We start from the raw sequence: 18349 nt of genomic DNA, 5'->3' as shown, positions 1-18349 counted from the left end.
CGGTGGGGGCGTCGCCCGGCCGGGTGACCCGGGGTGCGGCACCGCTCAGGGTGTGGGTAAGTGGCAGCGGGTCCCGCTGTCCTCACGCACGGCGGGTTCCGCCGTACCTCCTTGCCGCCCGAGCCACTTCATGGAGCCGCCGGATGCCCGAGACCACCGAGGACGCGGCCGCGGCGCAGCCCGTCGTCGCGCCGCTGACCAGCGCGGCCCTGATCCTGGTAGCCACGATCGAACCCGGCGGTGAGCCCGTGGTCCGCGAGGCGCTGCCGGATCTGGCGGCCTTCGCCCGCTCCATCGGGTTCCGCTTTCCCGGCGCCGGGCTGGTCTGTGTGACCGGGTTCGGTTCCGACGCGTGGAGCCGGCTGTTCGCGGGTCCGCGGCCTGCCGCGCTCCATCCCTTCCAGGAGCTGCACGGGGCCCGCCACCACGCCCCCGCGACCCCGGGCGATCTGCTGTTCCACATCCGGGCCGAGCGGATGGACGTGTGCTACGAGTGGGCCTCCCAGCTGCTCGACCGGCTCGGCGGTGCGGTGAAGGTCGTCGACGAGACGCACGGGTTCCGCTACCTCGACCACAGGGATCTGCTGGGCTTCGTCGACGGCACCGAGAACCCGGTGGGCGATGATGCGCGGTCGGCTGCGCTGGTCGGTTCCCAGGACCCGGATTTCGCGGGCGGCAGCTACGTCATCGTGCAGAAGTACCTCCACGATCTGGCGTCGTGGAACGCGCTGAGCACCGAGGAGCAGGAGCGGGTGATCGGGCGGACGAAGTTCACCGACATCGAGCTCGCCGACGGCGTCAAGCCCGCCGACTCCCATGTGGCGCTGAACACCATCACGGACCCGGACGGCACGGAACGCGACATCCTGCGTGCCAACATGCCGTTCGGCAGCTTCGGGCAGGGGGAGTTCGGTACGTACTTCATCGGGTACGCCGCTGATCCCGGCGTCACCGAGCAGATGCTCCGCAACATGTTCCTCGGCAGTCCTCCCGGCACCCACGACCGCATCCTCGACTTCTCGACCGCGGTCACCGGCACGCTCTTCCACGCCCCCAGCGCCGACTTCCTCGACGCCCCGCCGCCGTCGCCCGGGTCCGCCGGGGCGGGGGCTCTGCCGGAGCCGGCGTCCGCGCCGACGGCGCAGGTCCTGGTTGCGCCGGGTGGTGCCCCTGACGGTTCGCTGCACATCGGCAGCCTGCAAGAAAGCGCCCAGTGATGAACAACCTCCACCGCGCACTCGCCCCTGTCACGCAAGCCGCCTGGGACCAGATCGAAGAAGAGGCCCGGCGCACCTTCAGCCGCCATCTGGCGGGCCGCCGGGTCATCGACGTCCGCGGGCCCGAGGGCCCGCAGCTGGCGGCCGTGGGCGACGGCCATTTCCGGAACATCGACCCGCCCACCCCCGACGTCATGGCCCGTGCCCGCACATCGACGCCGGTCATCGAGTGGCGGGTGCCGTTCACGGTGACCCGGGCGGCGGTGGACGACGTCGAGCGCGGCTCCGCCGACAGTGACTGGCAGCCCGTCAAGGACGCCGCCCGGACCTGTGCGTTCGCCGAGGACATGGCGGTCATCGACGGCTACGCGGCGGCCGGGATCACCGGTCTGCGGGACGGTTCCTCGCACACCGCGCTGCCGCTTCCGGCGGATGCCCGGGACTATCCGGCCACGGTCAGCCAGGCGCTGACCCAGCTGCGGCTGGCCGGGGTCGACGGACCGTACCGGCTGCTGCTGGGCGCCGACGCGTTCACGGAGGCGACCGAGACGTCCGACCACGGGTATCCGGTCTCCACGCATCTGGCGCGGCTGCTGGACGACCAGATCCTGTGGGCGCCGGCGGTGGCGGGCGGGGTGCTGCTGTCCACCCGGGGCGGCGACTTCGAACTGTGTCTGGGTGAGGACCTGTCGATCGGCTACCAGGACCATGACGCGACGACCATCAGTCTGTACTTCCACCAGTCGTTCACCTTCCGGATGCTGACGCCGGAGGCCGTGGTCCCGATCATCGCCTGAACCGACGCCGCAGGCCGTACGGACCCGGCCGTCGTCCGATGCGCGCGGCAGCCCCCCGGGCGGGCGCTCGTATGCTCGGCTCCCATGACAAGCCGTACGCCCGTCCCACCGGAGCCCGCGGTCACGCTGCGCGAGATCCTGGCCTTCGACGACAGCGGAACGCTGCGGCTGCTGCTGGCCCCGGCCGGCCAGGACGTCGGCGTGCGGGCCGTGGCGGTCGGGGACGAGGGACCCGCGCAGCCGCTCGACGGGTGCCTGGTGCTGGTGGTGGGTGCGCCCGCCGCGTCGGCCGGGGCGGCGGGGCCGGTGCGTGAGGCCGCCCGGCGCGGCGCCTCGGGCGTGGTGCTGCGCGACGCGGAGGGCGAGGCCGCCGCACCGGAGGTACTGGCCGCCGCCGAGGAGTCGGGCATCGCGCTGCTCACCCGGGCGGTGTGGGCCGACTGGACGGACACCGCGGCTCTGGTGCGCTCCGCGCTGGCCTGTGCGCGGGCGGGCAGCGGCGAGGAGGGCGCGGCGGTGCCGGACGGCGGTGCGGAGAGTCTGGCCGCGCTCGCCGCGGCCATCGCCGAGTACACCGGGGGCGCGATCACCATCGAGGACACCCGGTTCCGGGTCCTGGCCCACTCCGCGACCGGGCCGGAGGCCGACGGGCTGCGCCGGTCCACCGTCCTGGGCGGCCGGGTGCCCGAGTGGCGGGTGGCGGAGCTGCGCCGCAGCGGGATGCTGCGCGCACTGTGGACCTCCCGGGACGTGATCCACCGTGCCGCGGACGCCGATGGTCCGGAGCGCCTGGTCGTCGCGGTCCGCAGCGGCCCCGAGGTCCTCGGCTCCATCTGGGCGGCCGCGGACGGGCGCAGCCTGTCCCCGTGGGCGGCGGACGCGCTGCGCCGTGCCGCCGAGGCCGCCGCACCCCATCTGGTGCGGCACCGGCTGCGCGAGAGCGGATCAGCGCGCCGCAGTGAACTCGCGTTGCGGGGGCTGCTGTTCGGGGAGGGGGACGCTCGCACGCACGCCTGGTCGCTGGGCCTTTCGCCCGACGCGGCCTGTGCGGTCGTGGTGGCGGAACGCGACAGCGGGGCACCGGCGGGCGACCGCACGCTCGATGTCCTCGCCCTGCAGGCCGTGTCGTACCGCCCGTCGGTGCGGGTGCTGCGCGACGGTGACCGGCTGCTGGTCCTGCTGCCGGTGGACACGGGCCGGGAACGTGACGTGCTGGGGCTGGCCCGGGAGCTGGCCGCCCTGGCCCGGTCCCTGCCGGGCAGGGTCCCGGTCCGGGCCGGTGCGGGCCCGGTGGTGCCCACCGCACTGCGGGCCAGGTCCTCCTGCGAGCAGGCCGCGCTGATCGCACGGGTGCTCCGCGAGCGTGCGGCCCGGGGCGGCGGGGCGGTCCGGGACGGAGAGGGCGAGGCGGACTCGGCGCGGTACGCGGATGCCGCGGGCGTCGGCCCCTCGCTCGACGTCGTGCGGGTCCTGGATGCCGTACGACCGGTGTGGGAGTCGGGCAGCGGGCCGGTGCACGACCTCGTACGGGCCGATCTGGCGGCCGGCGGTGAACTGGTGCGCTCACTGGCCGCGTACCTGGACGCGTCGGGCGACGTGACCCGCGCGGCGGCCCGGCTCGTGGTTCACCCGAACACGCTCCGGTACCGGCTGCGACGCGCCCGGGAACGGTTCGGCGTGGACCTGGACGAGCCCGACACCAGGCTGCTCATCACCCTCGCCGTCCGTCTCACCGGTTAGATTTGCCCCCTGTTCGCACGGTCCTTGGCCGCCCGGCCAAGAACCCGTGCCGATGCTGTCCTGCTCGACAGAGATCTGTGGGGCCCCCATCACCGACTCTCGTTCCATGAGCCTTCCCTCGTCGGCCTCCTGCGCGCGGCCGTCCTCCGCCCCGTCGTCCTCCGCGCGTGTCGCGGCCGCGGTCCGGCACGCCGTGGCCACCGGCCTGCTCGGCGAGTCCTGCCCGGTCGCCGGTTTCGTCGACACGGACGGGGTACGCGATTCGGTCGCCGCGCTCCACGAGGCGTTCTCCGGGGTGCCGGGAGCGCCGGGGGCGCCCGGAGTGCTGCACACCTTCGCCGCCAAGGCGGCGTCGCTCGTGCCCGTGCTGCGGCTGCTCGCCGAGTGCGGCATGGGCTGCGAGGTGGCGAGCCCCGGTGAGCTGCGGATCGCGCTCGACGCGGGCTTCGCGCCCTCGAAGATCGTCCTGGACTCCCCCGCCAAGACACGGGAGGAGATCCGCCGGGCCCTCGCGCTCGGCGTGGCGCTCAACGCCGACAACCTCGACGAGGTGGACCGTATCGTCGCGCTGCGGCCCGCCAATTCGGTGTCCGCCATCGGGCTCCGGGTCAACCCCCAGGTCGGCGGCGGTTCCATCGGGGCGATGAGCACGGCCACCGCCACCTCCAAGTTCGGCGTGGCGCTGCGCGACCCCGGCGCGCGCGAACGGATCGTGGAGGCGTTCGCCGCACACCCCTGGCTGAACCGTCTGCACGCCCATGTCGGTTCGCAGGGCTGTTCCCTGGAGCTGATCGCGGACGGGGTCGCGCAGACGTACCGGCTGGCCGAGGAGATCAATAGCAGGCTCGGCACCCGGCAGATCACCGGCCTCGACATCGGCGGCGGCCTGCCGGTCAACTTCGCCGACGACTCGGTGCGGCCCACCTTCGCCGCGTACGTGGCGGCGCTGCGCGCGGCGGTTCCCGGACTCCTCGACGGCCGGTATGCGCTGATCACCGAGTTCGGCCGGTCCCTGCTGGCCAAGAACGGCTTCATCGGGGCGCTGGTCGAGTACACGAAGGATGCCGGCGGCCGCCGTATCGCACTCACCCACGCGGGCGCCCAGACCGCCACCCGGACCGTTTTCATGCCGGACGCCTGGCCGCTGCGGGTCGGCGCGTTCGATGCCGAGGGCCGTCCCAAGGACGGGCCGCCGCTCGTCCAGGACATCGCGGGACCGTGCTGCTTCGCCGGGGACGTCGTCGCCCATGCCCGGGAGCTGCCGGAGCTGCGGGAGGGTGACTACGTGGTGCTGTACGACACCGGCGCGTACTACTTCTCCACCCCGTGGTCCTACAACAGCCTGCCGCGGCCCGCGGTGTACGGATTCGGGACGGCCGGGGGAACCGGGCAGGACGGCACCGCGGTGCGCTTCGCACCGGTGCGCGACGCCCAGTCACTGGAGTCGCTCTCGGCGGAGAGCGGCCTGTCGCACGCCGACGCCCTGCTGGGCCTGTACCCCCTGAACCCCTGAGTCCTGAGCCCCTCACCACGGATCCGGTGCTGTCGCCGGAAGCCAGCCTCAGAGACCTTCGCAATTAGTAGCCATGGACATAGTATCTATGTACTGTATCCGCCATGAGCAACGCACTTGAGGGTCCGACCCCCGGCTTCCTGGTCTGGCGTCTGTCGATGAAGTGGCGAGTGGCCATCGACCGGTCGCTGGCGCCGCTGGGACTGACGCACGCACAGTACTCACTGCTGGCATCCCTGCTGGGTATGCGGCAGTTGGGGCTGCGGCCGAGCCAGCGCGGGCTCGCCGACCACACCGGGCTCGAACCCCTCTACGTGTCGAAGCTGGCACGCGGGCTGGAGGCCGCCGGGCTCGTCGGGCGCACCGCCGACCCCTCCGACACCAGGGCGGTCCAGCTGTCGCTGACGGACGAAGGACGCGCCGTGACGGGCCGGGCGGTCGAGGTGGTGCACCGGCTCCTCGACGGGATGCTGGCGCCGCTGGGCGGACTGGACGGACCGGACGCGGAGGCGTTCACCCAGATGCTGACGGCGCTGCTCGACGTACCGGTTCCCGCAGTGACCGTCCCTCCCACGAAGGAGTAACCATGTCCGCCGCACCAACCGTCAACGGCCAGGTCATCGGCCAGGCCCACTACGCCACGCGCGCGGTCCTGGAGCGGCTGCTGGCCGGTACCGGGACCACCTTCCACCAGTGCGTGGCGCTGAACGCCACCGCGGACAGCGACGGGCTCGTCGAACGCCGGCGGCTGGCCGGCCGGATGACCGCCACGCTGAAGATCGAGGCCGCGGTCGCGGAGTCGACGCTGTCCGAGCTGATCGGCGCCGGTCTGCTGGAGGAGCTGCCGGGTGATGTGTCACGGCTGGTCCTGACGGCCGCGGGACAGGAGCTGCAGCGCAGGATCGGGACCGGCACCGCCGAGATCACCGCCCGGCTCTACGCGGACCTGCCGGCCGAGGACCTGGCCGCGGCGGGCCGGGTACTGACCGCGGTCACCGCACGGGCCGAGGCCGTACTGACCGAGGGCTGAGGCGGCGGGAGCGGCGGCCGGTCAGCCGACCGGTGAGGGCTCGGGCTCCGGCGGCGGCACCGGCTCGGGGTTCGGCGCGGGCGGCTGCGGGATCGGATCGGGCGCGGGACCCGGCGGGGTGGGAGCAGGCGGTGCCGGTGTCGGCCCCGGCGGTACGGGCGTCGGCTCCGGCAGCGGCCGGGGCGGCCCCGGAATCGGCCCCGGGGTGGGCGTGGGCGGAACGGGGTCGGGGAACGGATGGGTCATCTCGGGCCTCCGAACGGTCGGGGTGGATCTCTTCCACCGTCTCCCGGAGCGGCTGCCCGCGCCCGGCGAGTCCATACGTACGGGCTACAAATGACCCGCCCGGCCCGGTACACCGGCAGCTGCCGCCGCGGCGGCGGCAAGTCCCGCACGCGGGCTGGACAGGACGGGGATCCCGGTGGCCGTACGGGTGACGGCCTCGGCCATGGATGCCTGGGCCAGCACGATCACGTCGGTGTCGGTCACCGCGTCCACCGCGGCGGCCACCAGCCCCAGATAGCCGTCACGGTCGCCGGCCTCGAAGCGCCCCCAGGCACCGTCGACGAGAACGGTACGCACCTCCGCCGGCCCCCGGCCCACCCCGGCCGCCTCCTCGGCGAGCAGCGCGAGGGTCGGCGGCAGGGTGGCGGCCAGCGCCGCGATGACGGTCACCCGCTGCGCGCGGGCGGCGGCGGCCGCCATCGGCCGGTCGAGCCGCAGCACCGGGACACCCAGCGCCGCGCCTGCCGACTCGGCGACCCCGCCGATCGTCGAGCAGGTACAGAGCACGGCCGCGGCCCCCTCGGCCACGGCACCCGTGAGCAGCGCCTCGATATCGCCCCTCACCACCTCCGGTCCCATCGCTGCGGCCCGGTCGAGCAGTTCCTCGTGCACGAGGTGGCGCAGGGCGAGCCCCGGATGGCCGGAGTCGCGCAGCGCGTCGAAGACCGGGACGTGGACCGGGGAGGTGTGCAGCAGCGTGAGGGTCACGGGCGAGACGCTACCGGCCCTGCCACCCGCCCCCGGAGTCAGTACAGCTCGGGACGGGACGTGAGCCGTTCCGTCGCCCGCTCCACCAGCTAGGCCGGGGCCTGCGGGGCGCGTCGGGGTGGGGCGTCGCCCACTTCTGCGCGCAGGGCACGGGCGTGGTCGGCCGTATCGTCGACGACGACCTTGGGGCACCCTCCGTGACGGCCGCGCTCGCGGGCGGGCGCCTGGCCTTCCACCGGGACTCTTCCCGGATGCACTCGCGCTCGGACTCGGCCATGCCCGCGAAGAACGCGAACAGGGCGGGCGCCGCACCAGGACGGGCCGTAAACCCCCGGGAGGGGGCCGGTGAGACTCTCGTGGGCTTCGTCGCGGCCTCCGGCACTGCGGCATCCCCTCCCCCACGCGCGGCCGGGACCGCGGCCGGAGGGGGGGGCTTCACCTCCAGCTCGGCGCGGAGCTGGAGGGCACCGGCATGGAGCGCGGGGTGCGGTACTTCGGGGCGACCTGGCCGCCGCGAGTGCGGCAGAACGAAGATCGGGGGCAAACCGTGCATGGTCCAGTGAGGGTCCGCAAACCTCCCAGAACTACTCATTTGTGCGAACGGGAAGCGTGACGGTTTCCGTCCGGGTCAGACCAGTCGCGCCGAACGCCGGGGCCTGCCTTCGCTCGGTGTCCGCAGCCGCCGACAAGGGCCACGATCGTTGCCTGACAAGACCCGCCCGATCCTCTCCGGCTTGACGCATGCCCATATCGGAATATGATGAATCCATGGCACGAGCAGCGACGACATCGGACGTCTTCAACGCGATCGCCGAGCCGCAGCGCCGGGAGATCCTGCTGCTGCTGCGGGCGGGTGAGCGGCCGGTGACCGAGTTGGCCCAGGAGTTGGGGATGACCCAGCCGGGGGCATCCAAACATCTGCGGGTGCTCCGGGAGGTCGGACTGGTGCGGGACCGCAGGGCGGGCAAGCAGCGCCTGTACGGCCTAGACGCCCGCGGGCTGCGACCGGTCCACGAGTGGACCGGCGGGTTCGAGCGGTTCTGGAACGAGAGCTTCGACCGGCTGGACGAGTACGTACAGGACCTCAAGCAGGCAAAACAGGAGGAGTGACCGATGGCAGCGACAGGACGGGAGACGCCGGCGCAGTCAGCGACGGCCGACCGTGAAATCGTGATCTCCCGGGCCATCAGCGCCCCACGGGAGCTGGTGTTCGAGGCGTTCACCGAGGTGCGGCACCTGTCACGGTGGTGGGGACCGGAGGGGTTCACCACCACCACGCGGGCGTTCGAGTTCCGCGTCGGCGGGGAGTGGGACTTCGTGATGCACGGACCGGATGGGACGGACTACCAGGAGTGGATCTCCTGGACCGAGATCGCCCCGCCGGAGCGGATCGCATTGCTCCACGGCGAGTCCCGCGGTGACCCGAACGCCTTCGAGTCGGTCCTCACGTTCGCGCCCGACGGCGCGACGACCCGGATCGAGATGCGCGCGCTGTTCCCCACCAAGGAGCTGCGCGACGAGGCGGTCGAGAAGTACCACGCGATCGAGAGCGGCCGGCAGACCCTGAGCAACCTGGCGGCCTACGTCACCGAGATCGTTCGGAAGGGAGCTGAGAGCTGATGGCCGGGAAAGTGTTCTTCAGCGTGTCAATGTCGCTGGACGGGTTCATCGCGCCCGAGTCCTCCGAGGACTTGATGGGGAAGCAGTGGATGGAACTGCAGCAGTGGATCTTCCCGCTGCGGTTCTTCCGGGAGAACCTGAAGCTTGGCGAGGGCGGCGAGGAAGGCCGCGACAACGACATCGCGCGGGAGACCTTCGAGCGCACCGGCGCGAGCGTGATGGGTAAGCGCATGTTCGACGCCGGCGAGAAGATGTGGCCGGAGGAGGCGCCGTTCCACACGCCGGTGTTCGTCGTGACGCACGAGAGGCGTGACCCCTGGGAGCGGCCCGGCGGGACCACCTTCCACTTCGTCAACGACGGCATCGAGACCGCGCTCGACCAGGCCCGCGAGGCTGCCGGCGACCGTGACGTCCGCATCGCGGGCGGCGGCGCGACGATCTTGGAGTACGTGAACGCGGGCCTGGTCGACGAGTTCTCGATCGCGCTGTCACCCGTGCTGTTCGGCTCCGGAATCCGCCTGTTCGAGGGCGTGGACGCGGCCCGCGTGGCCCTGGAGCCGGTCCGCACGGAGCCCTCCCCAAGGGTGACGCACCTGACCTACACCGTCCGGGAGCGGTAACTGTCCCGACCTCGGCGCTCTCCCGCCGAGGTCAGCTGCCCGCGAACGCCCGGCTCGCCCTGGTGGCGACGGCGGATGGCGATACGTGCTCACCCATGAGGGCGGGGAGCCGGCCCTGTACGCCGACACGGTGTCCGGCCTGCTGTCCGCGGGCAGTCATCCCCGGCTACGACGAACTTCGCAGCAACGAGAACGGCGACGAAGCAAGTTCGTGGCTCGCTACGAGGCGGCGATCGAGCTGGCCAACATCGGTGCAGATCTGGCTGGTGATCGACGCCACCGAGAACGACGGCTGGTCGCCGGGGCAGGTCACCGCCACGCCCTGACGGGGCCATACGCATAGGCGTCCGGACGGGGAGAGTGACGGCCTTCGTCCGGGCGTGACCACCAGGGCGTGTGGTGAAAGTGCACTGGTGGGCGGCTGAATCCTGGTAGGCCAGTACATTCGCGGGCATGGCGAAACCGGTGCTGCGGGCAATCGAAGATGGCGAGCCTGCCGTGGACGATCCGACCGGGGACGCCCTGCACGACCTGCTGGCTGATATGAACCTGCGTCATCGGTTCGTGATTCTTGAAAGGCTCGACCCAAAACCGCATGAGATGACCGGTCCAGAGCCGATCGCCAGAGTGATGATCAACTGGACGCACGATCGCCAGGGATGGCGTGAGGCGATGCCGTGGGTTCCGAAGTTTTGTTAGAGCACCGTCACTGCCACAGCGGGCTGTCGTGCCGCTTGCCTGCGATGACGAGCGGCGACAGCGGCTTTTACCGCTGCTCGACCGCCAGGTGCAGTTTGGTGGTCAGCCCGCCGCGCGGGCGTCCGAGGCCGTGGTCGTCGGGTTCGGCGTCGACGCCGCCGGGAGACTCCTTCTGTAATGCTCCTTTTACGCGCCCCGGCGGCCTGCTGGTGAGCCCGGGCGATGGTGGAGTCCACGCTGACGTCCCACGTAATCAGGCCCTTCGCGTCGGCCTCGGCCTGCATCTGCTCGAAGACTCGCCTCCAGGCGCCATCGCGCTGCCGGCGCCGGAACAGGCCGTAGGCCCGGTCCCACAGGCCGTACCTCTCCGGCACATCGCGCCACGGTGCACCGGTCCTGGTCCTGGGCCGCCACCGTATGCCGTCCATCAACTGCCGCCGGGCCCACTGATCGTTCGTCAGATCACCACGCCCCACAGCAGATGATCACTCACGACCAAGATCGCCTTCCGCGGCGCGCCCAGGCGGTCCCGTCAGTCGCTGTTGCGAAAGACGAGCAGATAACGCCAGAAGAGGAGCCTGCGGATGCTGCATCCAGGCAGCAGGACCGCGGCCTCCCGACGGATCTGCAGCAGGGGAACAGTCGGCTGGCTCACCGGCGCTTTCACCCGGTCTGGGCCGATGGAAGCGGCGGCAGGGCGAAGCCTTTCCATCAAAGCGACGGTCAGCCGCGCGACAGCGTTCACAGGCACGGCCACCAGGCTCCAAGCCCAGTCGATCCGGGTCTTCTCCGGATAGCAGCCCAAGATAACGAGGACGCCGCCGGGCGCGAGTGCGTCACGCAGTGCGGCGACGGTGTCGAACGGCATGTGATGGATGCTGGCGAGGCACGAGATGAAGTCGTAGTGATTCTTGGGCAGTTCGACTTCGGTGACGTTCGTGCGCTGGAAGCGTGGGCTGCCATCACCGGCTATCCGCCCCGACAGCACGCGGGCCTCCGCAATGGCCTCCTCCGACGGGTCGATCGCATCGACCTCCATGCCCAGGCGAGCGAGCCGACGAGCGAACCGGCCGGTCCCACAGCCGACGTCCAGGGCCGCACCGCAATTCCGCCGCACCTGGCGCAACAGCAGACGGTGATAGTGGTCGTTGTGATCAAAGGGCATGGTCCGACCCTGCCACAACAGACGCGCACGGCCCGGCGGTTCCACCACCAAGACCCAGACAGTGAACCGCGTCACGCCAGCGGGGCTGGAATACAACACGCGCCGCTGTCACCGTCGCGAACGCAGTTCCGACAGCGGACTTGCTCAATGGCCATACGAGGTCATCCGCACACAGCCTTTGAACACAAGACATGCTTGCGCGACACACAACTATGAGCGCGGCAGGTCGCTGTGGAAGGTACCGAAAATGCTCGGCCACGACCGGCCAACGACCACGGCTTCGTACCTCGCTACCGCACACATGCGGACCCGGAGGTGGCCGGCCTGGCCGCCTCCGGGCGGGCCGTGCAGCGACTCGTGATGGACAGGGCGCTACCGGCATCATGCGCGACAGACAACAGGGCTGGGCTGAACAGGTACGACGCCTCGCCGCCCGCGCATCCTGTTGGCCCGGATCGGCGCCACCACCGCCATCCACGAGGCCGACATCCGCTCCCTGCCCGGCAGATCGATATCCATCAACGGGCTGTCGAACAGCGCATCCAGACATCCCCCAAGGAGATCGCGGACGAACTCCGCCGCTGGACCCCGCCCTGGTCCTACGCAGCGAAGGCCGACGGAAAAACCCGGCGATGCCGTTCGAGCCCGGCCAGTCCGGCCCGGTCCGCCACAGCGGGTGCTTCCTCGGTGGGCCGGCCGCTTCAGCGCCCCGCGGGCACGGCGTGCGGGCTGCGTGCGGTGTCGGTGCCCGGCACGGGTGCGGAGGTGTCGGCGCCGAGCGCGACGATCCGGTTCCCCGCGTCGACGTGGACGACACGCGGGACCAGGGTGCGCGCCTCGGCGTCGTCGACCTGTGCGTAGCTGATCAGGATGACCAGGTCGCCGGGGTGCACGAGGTGAGCGGCCGCGCCGTTGATCCCGATGACTCCGGAGCCGCGTTCACCCTCGATGACGTACGTCTCCAGCCGGGCGCCGTTGTCGATGTCCACGATGTGCACGAGCTCACCGGGCAGCAGATCCGCGGCCTCCATCAGCTCGGCGTCGACCGTGACGGAACCGACGTAGTGCAGGTCGGCCTGGGTCACGGTGGCCCGGTGGATTTTGGACTTGAACATAGTACGCATCATGGAGCTATTCCCAGGCTAGGCTTCCTGCCTGCGTTTTTGCAGGTCAAGTGCTGTTTCCCTACCCTACAACGAGTCGCAAGTTCGGTCAGCTTTCCCCAGGTTTTTGAGGACTGATGCTCACCACTTGCTCACTTTCCTGACGCATCGCCAGGCGACCGGGGGAGAGCCTTCGCCCACTCTCGCGACCCCACCGTGGCGACGGCCCAAGCCTACGCAGCACCGCCCGAAGGGCGTTCGTGATCACCGTCACATGGACGGTCTGGACGGCACTCAGGAGCGTAGGCACTCGACCGGAAGTCGGGCCACGCGCCACCATGGGCCAGCTGGCCCAGGCCCCTCGTATCCCACCTCAAGGAAGCTGTCGGGGGCGTACTCGGTGACCTCCCGTCGGCGATCACCAGCGGGACGACGCAGCTGCCGGATCAACTCAGCACCCGTCACCCCCGTAGGGCTGTGGACCCTGAGGATTCCCCTGGAACACCTGGGCACGCGTCTACCCGGACATGTTCAGCCTGGCCAATAGCTACCAGGCCTTCGCCGAGGACGGAACGTTGACCGACCCGGGGCTGCAGCAACGTCTCACCGAGACCGTGACGGCTTTCCTCAGCCTCGTCGAAGCGGACGTGCGCTACGTCTGCCTGGAACGCCGGTGGTACGAGTTCCTGGGAGACCGCACCGAGGCAGCCATCACCCAAAGGGCCGAGGCGTGATGCCGGGACGCCATGAGGCCCTACGCACGGGCCGTCGGTACAGAAATTCACCACGCGACTTCTCATCCGTAGGCGCGTGCATCCCGGCTGCACGTCAGGGGGACCAGCGCTTGAGGCCCCTGCCTCAGCCCCGTTCCTGTGGACACTGGCGAACCCGAAGCTGGACGAGTGGGACAGAGGGCAGTGATTTCACGCGTCCGGGACTGTACGACCATCTGACCGACAGGGTTTTGGGCGGGACTGTGCGAGCTCGTTGGCTTCCGCTGCCGTCCGACCTGCACGCTGTCAGCCGCTCACCGTGAGGGGCGGCGATTCCGCCCGCTTCGGGGAAGGGGACGGAATCGGGGCTGCCTCGCCCTCCACAGCTGCCCCACGAACCACGCTCCCCTGTCTGGGCCCGACTGACCCAGGTGCGCGGGTCCCGCCGCCACTGTCGACTCTCCGCTTCACTGTGAAGCGGATCGCGGATCCGAAAGCCGGCTCATCGAGCGTGGTCAGTCTCCACCGCACATGTCCACCCGGCTGATTCAAGAACATCTTCGCCGCCCGGCGCCGGTTCGCGGGGTGGCTGCGCGGGATGCGCGCCGGGCTGCCACGCAGAAACGCCCGGCCGGGTAAGGCGGGCACGGTTGAGCACCTTTCGGCGAGCGGCCCATCGGTTTTTGCGAGACCTTGAGGAGGAGCGCGCCCCACAGTGGCGACGCGTACCCAGGGTGACACCCGCACCCAGCGAGGAAGGAGGGCTGTGGTGAGTGATTCGGATACGGGCGCCGCTGGGCGGAGCCAGGGCGAGATGGCCCAACTCTCGGCGATCGAGTTGAACATCAACGATCAGGTGCGACGGCTTGAGGTGGATCCACGGACCTCGCTGCTCGACGCGCTGCGCGAGCACCTGCGCCTGAGCGGGACCAAGAAGGGGTGTGATCACGGGCAGTGCGGCGCCTGCACGGTGCTGATCAACGGCCGCCGCGTCAACTCTTGTTTGACGCTCGCCGTGATGCATGAGGACGATGAGATCGTGACGATCGAAGGCCTGGGCGATCCCGATGGTCTGCACCCCATGCAACGTGCCTTCGTCGAGCATGACGGCTTCCAATGTGGCTACTGCACTCCCGGCCAGATCTGTTCGGCTGTCGGCATGCTCGCCGAGGTGGAGGCGGGCTGGCCCAGCCACGCCACCGCTGATGTGACCTCGCTGCGGATCACGTTGACCGATGAGGAGATCCGCGAGCGGATGAGCGGCAACATCTGTCGGTGCGCCGCCTATCCCAACATCGTCGCGGCCATCCGTGGCATCGCGGTGGGCCGCCCGGAATGAGATCCTTCACGTACGAGCGAGTAACCGACGCACAGGCCGCCGTCGCTGCGGTGTCCAGAACCGGCGCGAAGTTCATCAGCGGCGGCACCAACCTGCTCGACCTGATGAAGCTCGACATCGAGAAACCCAGCCATCTGGTCGACATCAGTCGGCTTCCGTTGCGGGACATCGAAGAGCTCCCCGACGGCGGACTGCGTATCGGGGCCCAGGCGGCAAATTCCGATGTGGCCGCCGATGCCCGAGTGCGTACCCGCTACCCGGTGCTGACGGAGGCGCTGGTGGCCGGTGCCTCGGGCCAGCTGCGCAACAAGGCGTCCACCGGGGGAAATCTGCTGCAGCGCACTCGCTGCCCCTACTTCTACGACACGGCTGCGGGCTGCAACAAACGGGATCCCGGTTCCGGATGCTCGGCGATCAGCGGGTTCAACCGGATGCACGCCCTCCTCGGCGTCAGCGACTCCTGCATCGCCACCCACCCCTCGGACATGGCCGTCGCGTTGACCGCGCTGGAGGCGGAGATCGAGCTGCTCGACGCCGACGGGTCGGTACGCCGCGTCGCCATCGCAGACTTCTACCGGCTGCCGGGCGATACGCCGCACATCGAGACCGAGCTGGGTCCTCGCGAGATGATCACGAGCGTGCTCCTTCCCCCGCCCCCGTCGGGCCGGCAGATCTACCGCAAGGTGCGAGACCGGGCGTCGTACGAGTTCGCGCTGGTCTCCGTCGCGGCTGTCGTCTCGACCGATCAAGGAGCGATCAGTGAGGCGCGAGTGGCTTTCGGCGGTGTGGCGCACAAGCCCTGGCGGTCCATCGAGGCGGAGGACGCGTTGACCGGCCGTCCCGCCACGATGGTCACCTATCGCGCCGCCGCCGAGGCCGCGATGCGCGACGCCGTGGGGCAGGGGCACAACGACTTCAAGATCGAGCTGGCCAGGCGCACGCTGTGCCGCACGCTGGCGCAAGCGGCTCAGGCGAGCTGAGGAGACGAGATGATCGGGCAAGCTCTGAACCGCGTCGACGGCCCGTTGAAGGTCGCCGGCCGGGCCACATACGCCTACGAGCAGTGGGGGGCCGGCCAACCTCTCTACGGATTCGTCGCCGGCGCGACGATCGGCAAAGGCCGCATCACCCGGATCGACACCGAGAGCGCCGAACGCGCACCCGGCGTAAAGATGGTGATGACCTATCACAATGCCCCCGCGCAGGGTGTCCGTGATGAGTCCATTCCGTTCGAATACTGGCGCGCCCAGCCGGTGCTGACCGGCCCCGACATCCACTATTACGGCGAGCCGGTGGCACTCGTCGTCGCCACGACCCTCGAACAGGCCCGAGCGGCGGCCGATCTGGTCGAAGTCGAATACAGCGGCGGGCGGGGACGTTTCAACTTTGCCGAGCAGGAAGACGAGGTGTACATCCCGAAAGTGGTCAACGCCGGTCTCCCCACCGACACAGCGGTCGGCGATTTCGATGCCGGGTTCGACAGCGCGGAGGTCAAGGTCGACCAGCAGTACACGACGCCGTTCGAGCTCTCGATGCCGATGGAACCGCACGCGTGTCTGGTGGAACCGCGCGACGAGGACCTGGTCGTCTACGTCAGCTGCCAGATCGTCGACGCGGCGCGGGCCTCGGTCGCCGGCACGCTTCGGATCGACCCGGAGCGGGTTCACATCGTCACCCCCTTCGTCGGCGGGGGATTCGGTTCCAAGCTGGGCATCCATTCCGAGACGATCCTGGCGGCGCTCGCCGCTCGCGAGTTGCGCCAACCGGTCAAGGTCACGATGACCAGGCAGCAGATCTTCCAGCTCGTCGGCAACCGCCCCACATCCAGCCAGCGGGTTCGACTGGGCGCGGACCAGGACGGACGGCTGACCGCGATCGCCCATGACGTCACCATGCACACCAACCCCGACGTGGAGTACGCCGAGCAGACCGCCGCCACGACCCGCAGCCTCTACGCCGCGCCCCACCGGTTGACCAGCCACCGGCTGGCGCCGCTCGATCTGCCGCCCGGGACGGACGTACGCGCGCCGGGCGAAGCGCCGGGCATGCTGGCGGTCGAGTCGGCGATGGACGAGCTGGCCCATGCACTCGGGATGGACCCGGTCGAGCTGCGGATCCTCAACGAGCCCACCGTCGATCCCGAGCGAGACGTGCCGTACAGCGACCGGCACCTGGTCGAGTGTCTGCGCGAAGGCGCGCGCCTGTTCGGCTGGGAGCACCGCCCGGCCGCCCCGGCGAGTGTGCGCGACGGGCGGTGGTTGGTCGGCTACGGCATGTCGGCCGCCATCCGCGGGCACTTCCAAGGGCCGACAGCGGCGCGGGTGCGGTTGGAGGCCGACGGCACCGCCGTCGTCCAGACAGACATGACCGATCTCGGTACGGGCACGTACACCGTCCTGACCCAGGTCGCGGCCGACGGGCTCGGGCTGCCGCCCGATCGGGTGCGGACCGAGCTCGGGCGTTCCGATTTTCCCACCAGCTGGGGGTCCGGCGGCTCGTGGGGCGCCGCCGGCTCAAGCACTGCGGTGCATGGTGCGTGTATGGCCCTGCGTGAGCAGCTCCTGGATGCGGCGTGCGACGACACGCGCTCCCCGCTGCACGGCCTGGACCCGGCGGACGCCGTGTTCTCCGACGGCAACGTGGCTATCGGCGGCGCGTGCGAGGCGCTGCGCGAGATCGTCGCACGCAACCATCCGGAAGGTGTCGAGGCGGAAGGCGATACCCGCTTCATGGGCGACGATCCGAACTACACGGACTACTCGATCAACACCTACGGGGCCCATTTCGCTGAAGTGGGGGTCGACGCGGACACCGCCGAGATCCGTCTGCGGCGGATGCTCGGCGTGTTCTCGGTGGGCCGCGTGCTCAACGCCAAGACGGCCCGCTCGCAGCTGATCGGCGGCATGATCTGGGGAGCCGGCGCGGCCCTCGAAGAAGAGGCCGTGGTCGACCTGCGATCCGGCGCCTTCGTCAACCGGGACTTCGCGCAATACCTGGTGCCGGTCCACGCCGACGTCCCCGACGTCGACGCAGTCGTTCTTGACGGGTACGACGACAAGGCCAACGTCCTGGGCGCGAAGGGCGTCGGCGAGCTGGGCATCTGCGGGGCTGGTGCGTCGGTCGCGAACGCGGTGTTCAACGCCACCGGCGCGCGCGTGCGCGACTTCCCCATCACCATCGAGAAGGTGCTGCCCTGTCTACCACTGATGGACGATTGAATCCGTGACAACGGTGCCGGTCCGGGGGGTCATGGCGTGGCACGGGGGTTCCTCAGTTCTCGGTGAGCCGGCTCGAGCCGACGGCGTAGTCGGTGAGCAGCGCGGTCAGGATGTCGGTCAGGCGGGGTTCGACATCGACGACGGAGTGGGACAGTTCGGGGTCGCTCTCGTAGAAGGCGCGCAGCTGGGTGCCGGGGGCGGCCATCTGCCACAGGGCGCCGGCCATCGAGGTGGCGGTCGTCACGACTGCTCGGGCCTGGTCGGCCTCCAGTGAACCTTGCAGCGGTCCAGGCCGTCCCTGATGCGCTCCTGATGTTCTCGACGAACGCGCCGTAGGCGGTGAGGTAGGCCATCCACACCGCTGCGGCCTGCTCGGGGGCGACGGAGACGGGGCGGTGGACGGTGGCGGCGGGGCCCAGGACGTGGTCGCCGTAGGTGCCGTAGTCGGTCTGCAGGAAGGCCGGGACGACTCCGATGGTGTCCCCGGCGGTTAAGCCGGAGACGTCCGGGCCGATGGCCTCGACGACACCGGCGGCCTCGTAGCCCAGGCCGGAGGGGAAGACGGGCTGGTAGAAGTGGGCA

Annotated in this window: 19 protein-coding genes and 1 pseudogene; 14 read left to right on the top strand and 6 right to left on the bottom strand. The window is 70.4% G+C overall.

Features of this window, described 5'->3' with window-relative positions:
- Positions 1–143: 143 nt before the first annotated feature.
- From FHX80_RS28910 to FHX80_RS28885, 6 genes are all read left to right on the top strand, one after another.
- A complete protein-coding gene (locus tag FHX80_RS28910; protein ID WP_145766881.1) occupies positions 144–1217 on the top strand; it encodes a Dyp-type peroxidase in 1074 nt (357 codons plus the stop codon).
- Entirely contained in the window at positions 1217–2014 is a 798-nt protein-coding gene (locus FHX80_RS28905; RefSeq protein WP_145766880.1) for a family 1 encapsulin nanocompartment shell protein, read from the top strand. The genes FHX80_RS28910 and FHX80_RS28905 overlap by 1 nt, the downstream gene beginning before the upstream one ends.
- Positions 2015–2098: 84 nt before the next feature.
- Complete coding sequence (locus tag FHX80_RS28900) at positions 2099–3754, top strand: PucR family transcriptional regulator (RefSeq protein ID WP_145766879.1); 1656 nt, start codon at positions 2099–2101, stop codon at positions 3752–3754.
- A 106-nt stretch (positions 3755–3860) separates the two neighbouring features.
- Positions 3861–5267, top strand: coding sequence for a type III PLP-dependent enzyme domain-containing protein (locus FHX80_RS28895; protein ID WP_145766878.1), 1407 nt, complete (start codon positions 3861–3863; stop codon positions 5265–5267).
- Between the two features lie 104 nt (positions 5268–5371).
- Positions 5372–5851, top strand: coding sequence for a MarR family winged helix-turn-helix transcriptional regulator (locus tag FHX80_RS28890; protein WP_145766877.1), 480 nt, complete (start codon positions 5372–5374; stop codon positions 5849–5851).
- A gap of 2 nt (positions 5852–5853) precedes the next feature.
- On the top strand, positions 5854–6297 hold the full coding sequence (locus FHX80_RS28885; RefSeq protein ID WP_145766876.1) for a hypothetical protein: 444 nt from the start codon (positions 5854–5856) through the stop codon (positions 6295–6297).
- A 330-nt stretch (positions 6298–6627) separates the two neighbouring features.
- On the opposite strand, the gene FHX80_RS28875 is transcribed toward FHX80_RS28885, so the two are convergent.
- Positions 6628–7290, bottom strand: a complete 663-nt coding sequence (locus FHX80_RS28875; protein WP_145766874.1) for an aspartate/glutamate racemase family protein — start codon at positions 7288–7290, stop codon at positions 6628–6630.
- Positions 7291–8058: 768 nt separating this feature from the next.
- Here FHX80_RS28875 and FHX80_RS28870 point away from each other — a divergent pair.
- From FHX80_RS28870 to FHX80_RS28855, 4 genes are all read left to right on the top strand, one after another.
- A complete protein-coding gene (locus FHX80_RS28870) occupies positions 8059–8400 on the top strand; it encodes an ArsR/SmtB family transcription factor (RefSeq protein WP_145766873.1) in 342 nt (113 codons plus the stop codon).
- A gap of 3 nt (positions 8401–8403) precedes the next feature.
- Positions 8404–8910, top strand: coding sequence for an SRPBCC family protein (locus tag FHX80_RS28865; RefSeq protein WP_145766872.1), 507 nt, complete (start codon positions 8404–8406; stop codon positions 8908–8910).
- Complete coding sequence (locus FHX80_RS28860; RefSeq protein WP_145766871.1) at positions 8910–9530, top strand: dihydrofolate reductase family protein; 621 nt, start codon at positions 8910–8912, stop codon at positions 9528–9530. The genes FHX80_RS28865 and FHX80_RS28860 overlap by 1 nt, the downstream gene beginning before the upstream one ends.
- A 453-nt stretch (positions 9531–9983) precedes the next feature.
- Positions 9984–10229, top strand: a complete 246-nt coding sequence (locus FHX80_RS28855) for a hypothetical protein (RefSeq protein ID WP_145766870.1) — start codon at positions 9984–9986, stop codon at positions 10227–10229.
- On the opposite strand, the gene FHX80_RS28850 is transcribed toward FHX80_RS28855, so the two are convergent.
- The 3 genes from FHX80_RS28850 to panD all read right to left on the bottom strand — a co-directional run bounded on the left by FHX80_RS28850 (position 10226) and on the right by panD (position 12521).
- Positions 10226–10657, bottom strand: a complete 432-nt coding sequence (locus FHX80_RS28850) for a transposase (protein ID WP_244318650.1) — start codon at positions 10655–10657, stop codon at positions 10226–10228. The genes FHX80_RS28855 and FHX80_RS28850 overlap by 4 nt on opposite strands.
- Before the next feature lie 104 nt (positions 10658–10761).
- Complete coding sequence (locus FHX80_RS28845; protein ID WP_145766869.1) at positions 10762–11394, bottom strand: class I SAM-dependent methyltransferase; 633 nt, start codon at positions 11392–11394, stop codon at positions 10762–10764.
- A 701-nt stretch (positions 11395–12095) separates the two neighbouring features.
- Positions 12096–12521, bottom strand: a complete 426-nt coding sequence (gene panD, locus FHX80_RS28835) for an aspartate 1-decarboxylase (protein ID WP_145766868.1) — start codon at positions 12519–12521, stop codon at positions 12096–12098.
- Positions 12522–13024: 503 nt separating this feature from the next.
- Here panD and FHX80_RS28830 point away from each other — a divergent pair.
- The 4 genes from FHX80_RS28830 to FHX80_RS28815 all read left to right on the top strand — a co-directional run bounded on the left by FHX80_RS28830 (position 13025) and on the right by FHX80_RS28815 (position 17767).
- A complete protein-coding gene (locus tag FHX80_RS28830; RefSeq protein WP_244318488.1) occupies positions 13025–13231 on the top strand; it encodes a hypothetical protein in 207 nt (68 codons plus the stop codon).
- A 748-nt stretch (positions 13232–13979) separates the two neighbouring features.
- Complete coding sequence (locus tag FHX80_RS28825; RefSeq protein WP_425281697.1) at positions 13980–14549, top strand: 2Fe-2S iron-sulfur cluster-binding protein; 570 nt, start codon at positions 13980–13982, stop codon at positions 14547–14549.
- Complete coding sequence (locus tag FHX80_RS28820) at positions 14546–15529, top strand: FAD binding domain-containing protein (RefSeq protein ID WP_145766867.1); 984 nt, start codon at positions 14546–14548, stop codon at positions 15527–15529. Before FHX80_RS28825 ends, FHX80_RS28820 begins: the two co-directional genes overlap by 4 nt.
- Before the next feature lie 9 nt (positions 15530–15538).
- A complete protein-coding gene (locus tag FHX80_RS28815; RefSeq protein WP_145766866.1) occupies positions 15539–17767 on the top strand; it encodes a xanthine dehydrogenase family protein molybdopterin-binding subunit in 2229 nt (742 codons plus the stop codon).
- Positions 17768–17819: 52 nt separating this feature from the next.
- Here FHX80_RS28815 and FHX80_RS28810 read toward each other — a convergent pair whose 3' ends face one another.
- Both FHX80_RS28810 and FHX80_RS36870 read right to left on the bottom strand, forming a co-directional pair.
- Positions 17820–18038, bottom strand: a complete 219-nt coding sequence (locus FHX80_RS28810) for a hypothetical protein (RefSeq protein ID WP_375888360.1) — start codon at positions 18036–18038, stop codon at positions 17820–17822.
- Positions 18039–18237: 199 nt separating this feature from the next.
- A pseudogene (locus tag FHX80_RS36870) lies at positions 18238–18327 on the bottom strand (alcohol dehydrogenase catalytic domain-containing protein); the annotation flags it as partial.
- Positions 18328–18349 lie beyond the last annotated feature (22 nt).

Origin of the sequence: Streptomyces brevispora (assembly GCF_007829885.1) — a bacterium.
Taxonomy (GTDB): Bacteria; Actinomycetota; Actinomycetes; order Streptomycetales; family Streptomycetaceae; genus Streptomyces; species Streptomyces brevispora.
This window is presented reverse-complemented; position numbering and strand designations above follow the sequence as displayed.

Bases quoted from the DNA above. Each gene is read 5' to 3' on its own strand.
- FHX80_RS28905 (WP_145766880.1), top strand. From the start codon at position 1,217: ATGAACAACCTCCACCGCGCACTCGCCCCTGTCACGCAAGCCGCCTGG.
- FHX80_RS28890 (WP_145766877.1), top strand. From the start codon at position 5,372: ATGAGCAACGCACTTGAGGGTCCGACCCCCGGCTTCCTGGTCTGGCGT.
- FHX80_RS28830 (WP_244318488.1), top strand. From the start codon at position 13,025: ATGTTCAGCCTGGCCAATAGCTACCAGGCCTTCGCCGAGGACGGAACG.
- FHX80_RS28855 (WP_145766870.1), top strand. From the start codon at position 9,984: ATGGCGAAACCGGTGCTGCGGGCAATCGAAGATGGCGAGCCTGCCGTG.
- FHX80_RS28895 (WP_145766878.1), top strand. From the start codon at position 3,861: ATGAGCCTTCCCTCGTCGGCCTCCTGCGCGCGGCCGTCCTCCGCCCCG.
- FHX80_RS28860 (WP_145766871.1), top strand. From the start codon at position 8,910: ATGGCCGGGAAAGTGTTCTTCAGCGTGTCAATGTCGCTGGACGGGTTC.
- FHX80_RS28815 (WP_145766866.1), top strand. From the start codon at position 15,539: ATGATCGGGCAAGCTCTGAACCGCGTCGACGGCCCGTTGAAGGTCGCC.
- FHX80_RS28850 (WP_244318650.1), bottom strand. From the start codon at position 10,657: ATGGACGGCATACGGTGGCGGCCCAGGACCAGGACCGGTGCACCGTGG.
- FHX80_RS28885 (WP_145766876.1), top strand. From the start codon at position 5,854: ATGTCCGCCGCACCAACCGTCAACGGCCAGGTCATCGGCCAGGCCCAC.
- FHX80_RS28900 (WP_145766879.1), top strand. From the start codon at position 2,099: ATGACAAGCCGTACGCCCGTCCCACCGGAGCCCGCGGTCACGCTGCGC.
- panD (WP_145766868.1), bottom strand. From the start codon at position 12,521: ATGATGCGTACTATGTTCAAGTCCAAAATCCACCGGGCCACCGTGACC.
- FHX80_RS28845 (WP_145766869.1), bottom strand. From the start codon at position 11,394: ATGCCCTTTGATCACAACGACCACTATCACCGTCTGCTGTTGCGCCAG.
- FHX80_RS28910 (WP_145766881.1), top strand. From the start codon at position 144: ATGCCCGAGACCACCGAGGACGCGGCCGCGGCGCAGCCCGTCGTCGCG.
- FHX80_RS28870 (WP_145766873.1), top strand. From the start codon at position 8,059: ATGGCACGAGCAGCGACGACATCGGACGTCTTCAACGCGATCGCCGAG.
- FHX80_RS28865 (WP_145766872.1), top strand. From the start codon at position 8,404: ATGGCAGCGACAGGACGGGAGACGCCGGCGCAGTCAGCGACGGCCGAC.
- FHX80_RS28820 (WP_145766867.1), top strand. From the start codon at position 14,546: ATGAGATCCTTCACGTACGAGCGAGTAACCGACGCACAGGCCGCCGTC.